This window comes from Xanthovirga aplysinae, assembly GCF_009711365.1.
Lineage (GTDB): Bacteria > Bacteroidota > Bacteroidia > Cytophagales > Cyclobacteriaceae > Xanthovirga > Xanthovirga aplysinae.
Map to the genome: position 1 here is coordinate 1 of NZ_SMMB01000663.1, position 3086 is coordinate 3086.

The following is a 3086-nucleotide window of genomic DNA, read 5'->3' on the forward strand; positions in this document are numbered from 1 at the left end:
AACATAAAATCTGTATATGTAATAATAACCAATTTTGGTCAATAAGGATTGGGGATTTAAGGAAAATAATTAGGTGGGGAGAAGTCCGGGATGTGACTTATGGAGGCTTTTAATGAATTAAAAGTTGGAGGATTGAAGAGTAGAAAGTTAAGAGCGAAAAATTCCTCTTTTCACTCTTAACTTTTCATTTTGCACTAATTAAGGCTAGCCAGATTTTCTTCAATAGCCTTTATCTTAGCTTCGGCATCAGCTTGTTTTTTGCGCTCATTGTTTATCACCTGTTCAGGAGCATTGTTTACGAAGCGCTCATTACTGAGCTTCTTCATTACACTTTTTAGGAATCCTTTGGTGTATTCCAATTCCTTGGTCAGGTTCTCTTTCTCTTTTTCTACATCAATCATTCCATCCATAGGAATAAAGAATTCGTCCGATTTAATGACAAATCCAATTGCCCCATCAACCTTTTCTTTCACAAAGTTGATTTCAGAAATATTGGCTAGCTTACGTATAATTCCACCGAATTGTTCATACGTAGCAGGATCATTTGATTTTATAGAAAGGCTTAAGGCTTCCTTAGGAGAGATCTGCTTTTCATTTCGCGTATTTCTTACTGTGGAAACCACTTCAAATACCAATTCTGCCTTTTGTAAAATGTTGGCATTGCTTTCATTTGCTTTTGGCCATTGGGCAACAATCAGACAATCTTTGTCCTCTCTTTCCTTTATTTGGTGCCAAATTTCTTCTGTAAGAAATGGCATAAATGGATGTAATACCTTAATTATTTGTTCGAAGAAGTTGATGGTGGCCTCATAAGTACTCCTATCAATCGGTTGGCCATATGCTGGTTTCACCATCTCCAGGTACCAGGAACAGAAGTCATCCCAAATCAGCTTATAAGTGGCTTTTAAAGCATCTGAAATACGGTATTTGCTGAAGTGATCTTCGATTTCAACCAGTGTGCTATTAAATTTTGATTCGAACCAGTTAATGGCAGTACGGTTTGCTGCACCATCGATCTTTTCATCAATTTCCCAACCTTTTACCAAACGGAATGCATTCCATATCTTATTTGAAAAGTTTCTTCCTTGTTCACAAAGTTTCTCATCAAAAGGAAGGTCATTTCCTGCAGGAGAACTGAATAACATCCCGGTACGTACACCGTCTGCTCCATATTGCTCCATTAATTTGAGTGGGTCCGGAGAGTTTCCTAATGATTTGGACATTTTACGGCCCAGTTTATCACGGACAATTCCAGTCAAATAAACATTCTTAAATGGTAACTCCCCACGGTATTCGTATCCGGCAATGATCATCCTGGCCACCCAGAAAAATAAGATTTCAGGTGCTGTTACAAGGTCATTTGTTGGATAGTAATATTTAATTTCCTCGTTATCTGGTTCATTGATTCCGTTAAATACAGAAATAGGCCACAACCAAGACGAGAACCAGGTATCCAATACGTCTTCATCCTGTTTTAGGTCCCCCACCGTTAGTTGCTCATTTCCCGTTTTCTTTTTAGCTAATTCAAGCGCTTCTTCAGGGGTTTCTGCCACTACCAATTCCCCATTAGGGAGGTAATAGGCTGGAATCTGATGGCCCCACCATAACTGACGCGAAATACACCAATCTCTCACATTTTCCATCCAGGAACGGTACATGTTCTTGAATTTTGGAGGATGCAATTGAATCTTATCATTCATTACATTTTCCAAAGCCGGTTTGGTGATGGTATCCATTTTTAGGAACCATTGGGTAGAAAGCTTGGGCTCAATTACAGCATCGGTACGCTCGGAAAAACCAACATTGTTCGTGTATTCCTCAATCTTAGCCAATTGATTAATGGCCTCTATTTCTTTTATGATAGACTTTCTAACAGCAAAGCGATCCTGTCCAACGAAAAGCGTCCCGGCTTCACTGATAGTTCCATCATCGTTTATTACATCAATGGATTCCAATTTATGCTTAAGCCCTAATTCATAGTCATTGATGTCATGGGCAGGAGTTACTTTTAAGCACCCAGTACCAAATTCCATATCCACATACTCATCCAAAATGATTGGAACAGAACGATTCACTAAAGGAACAATGGCACTTTTTCCATGTAAATGCTTAAAACGATTATCGTTAGGGTTGATACAAATTGCTGTATCTCCCAGAATGGTTTCTGGCCTTGTGGTGGCAATGGTAAGAAATTCATCCTCTCCTTCAATCTGATATTTTACAAAGTAAAGTTTGGATTGAACTTCCTTGTAAATTACTTCATCATCCGAAAGGGCAGTTTGTCCTTGAGGGTCCCAATTTACCATTCGAATGCCACGATAAATCAGGTCTTTGTTATATAGGTCAACAAAGGTTTTGATCACCGAGTCCGAAAGCTCCTTTTCCATGGTAAAGCGGGTGCGGTCCCAATCACAAGAAGCCCCGAGCTTTTTGAGTTGTTCCAGGATGATGCCTCCATATTTTTCCTTCCATTCCCAGGCATGTTTGAGGAATTCTTCCCTGCTAATATCTGATTTTTCTATGCCTTGTTCTTTCAATAAAGCCACCACTTTTGCCTCTGTTGCAATGGAAGCATGATCAGTTCCAGGAACCCAACAGGCATTTTTGCCTTCCATGCGGGCTTTCCTCACCATCACGTCCTGAAGGGTATTGTTCAGCATGTGGCCCATGTGTAGTACCCCAGTAACATTGGGTGGAGGAATTACCACCGTAAAAGGTTCTTTATTAGGATCGGGCTCCGAATGGAAAAACTTTTGGTCCAGCCAATGTTGATACCATTTATCTTCTACTTCTTTTGGGTTATACTTTGTTGAAAGCGACATATTCCTGAAAATAGGTATTTGTATGTGAATCGATTTTAATCCCGCAAAGCTACGAATAATTGTGATTAAATGCTGGGACAAAGGGAGGTGGTGTTTTCTTTAGAAAAAAAATAATTTAATGGACCAAAAGGACTTTCTGGACCTTTTTTTATCCCTATTGGTGAAGTTTGCTGCTTTATGGGAGTTTTTCGCAATGATCAGCTAAAAATTGAAAGTTTTCCATACCTATAAGGCTTTTGTTCATTTTGTCTTGATACAAAACGA

Annotated in this window: 1 protein-coding gene; it reads right to left on the minus strand. The window is 39.2% G+C overall.

What is annotated here, in order from left to right:
• Positions 1–194 precede the first annotated feature (194 nt).
• Positions 195–2822 (minus strand): valine--tRNA ligase, encoded by a 2628-nt coding sequence (locus tag E1171_RS03865; RefSeq protein ID WP_155204273.1) that lies wholly within the window; start codon positions 2820–2822, stop codon positions 195–197.
• Positions 2823–3086: the final 264 nt, after the last annotated feature.

Excerpts from the sequence above, each read along its gene's own strand:
- E1171_RS03865 (WP_155204273.1), bottom strand. The coding sequence starts at position 2,822 with ATGTCGCTTTCAACAAAGTATAACCCAAAAGAAGTAGAAGATAAATGG.